3 protein-coding genes and 1 pseudogene are annotated in these 1,497 nt (G+C 68.9%); all 4 read left to right on the top strand.

Translation table 11 applies throughout. From position 1 onward, the window contains the following. Positions 1-303 (top strand): annotated as a pseudogene (locus tag ACQKIP_RS47220) (hypothetical protein); the annotation flags it as partial. Then, on the top strand, positions 304-723 hold the full coding sequence (locus tag ACQKIP_RS47215; RefSeq protein WP_098244998.1) for a roadblock/LC7 domain-containing protein: 420 nt from the start codon (positions 304-306) through the stop codon (positions 721-723). It abuts the pseudogene before it with no gap. 120 nt (positions 724-843) lie between these two features. Further along, complete coding sequence (locus ACQKIP_RS47210; protein ID WP_190084712.1) at positions 844-1,248, top strand: DUF742 domain-containing protein; 405 nt, start codon at positions 844-846, stop codon at positions 1,246-1,248. Next, a partial coding sequence (locus ACQKIP_RS47205) for an ATP/GTP-binding protein (RefSeq protein ID WP_427745836.1) occupies positions 1,229-1,497 on the top strand: 269 nt, incomplete at its 3' end. The genes ACQKIP_RS47210 and ACQKIP_RS47205, both read left to right, overlap by 20 nt.

Genomic DNA, 1,497 nt, shown 5'->3' with positions numbered 1-1,497 from the left:
AAGAACAACAGACACGACAACTGGCGCACTTCGCAAAACGACCAGCACGGCCGCCAGGCCGAGCGCGTCCGGCAGCCGTCCGCCGGTGGCGTCACCACATCCGGCCTGCCGCGCCGCGTCCCGCGAGCCAACCTCGTCGCGGGCACCGCACAGCAGCAGCAGGACAGCACAGGTCCGCAGGTCTCGCGTGCGCCCGACGACGTGCGCGGCCGGCTGACGAATCTCCGTCGGGGCATCCAGCAGGGTCGGCAGGCCGGTACCGGCCAGACCGGCAGCTTCCCCACTCACCAGCAGGAGCGTTAGTTGAGTCCGAGCCAGGCGGCACAGAATCTGAACTGGTTGATCACGAACTTCGTGGACAACACCCCCGGGGTGTCCCACACGGTCGTGGTCTCCGCCGACGGCCTCCTTCTGGCGATGTCCGAGGGCTTCCCGCGTGACCGCGCCGACCAGTTGGCCGCGGTGGCATCGGGTCTGACCTCCCTCACCGCCGGAGCCTCCCGGATCTTCGAGGGCGGGGCCGTCACCCAGACCGTGGTGGAGATGGAGCGGGGGTTCCTCTTCCTCATGTCGGTCTCCGACGGTTCGTCCCTGGCCGTGCTCGCACACCCCGAGTGCGACATCGGCCTCGTCGGATACGAGATGGCGCTCCTCGTCGACCGCGCGGGCGCCGTCCTCACCCCGGACCTCCGCGCCGAACTGCAGGGCAGCCTGTTGCACTGACTTTTCTCCATCGGCCGCCCCACCGACCGAACGTACTGACCACCGTCCGGCCACCCTGGTGCCCCCCACCGGCTCTATCAGACGGCACGCAGACCACCTGCTGTCCCGCCCGGAGGATCCATGACCCCGCCCAACGCCTCTCACGACCCGTACGGCTCTCACGCGTCGTACGGCATTGAAGGCGACCAGCCGCTGGTGCGTCCTTACGCGATGACCGGCGGCCGGACAAGGCCCCGCTACCAGCTCGCGATAGAGGCGCTGGTGAGCACGACGGCCGACCCGGCGCAGCTGATGGGGCTGCTCCCCGAGCACCAGCGCATCTGCCACCTGTGCCGCGAGGTCAAGTCGGTGGCCGAGGTGTCGGCCCTGCTCTCCATGCCGCTCGGCGTGGCCCGGATTCTCGTGGCCGACCTGGCGGAAGCCGGGCTCGTCGCCATTCACCAGCCCGGCGGCGACGAGAACGCCGGCGGTCAGCCTGACGTGACACTGCTCGAGAGGGTGCTCAGTGGACTTCGCAAGCTCTAGCAGTGGAGCAACAACCCGCTCCACCACGTCCGCGAAGATCGTGGTGGCGGGTGGCTTCGGCGTGGGCAAGACCACGTTCGTGGGCGCGGTTTCCGAGATCAACCCGCTGCGCACCGAGGCCGTCATGACGTCCGCGTCCGCGGGCATCGACGACCTCACCCACACCGGGGACAAGACCACCACCACGGTGGCCATGGACTTCGGCCGCATCACCCTGGACCAGGACCTGATCCTGTACCTCTTCGGTAC

Source organism: Streptomyces sp. NPDC059900, from assembly GCF_050270335.1.
Lineage (GTDB): Bacteria > Actinomycetota > Actinomycetes > Streptomycetales > Streptomycetaceae > Streptomyces.
Note: the sequence above shows the minus strand (reverse complement) of the source record. Positions and strands in the feature narration are given on the sequence as shown.

What these genes read in the sequence shown, in the direction of transcription:
- ACQKIP_RS47210 (WP_190084712.1), top strand. Translation starts at nt 844, where the DNA reads ATGACCCCGCCCAACGCCTCTCACGACCCGTACGGCTCTCACGCGTCG.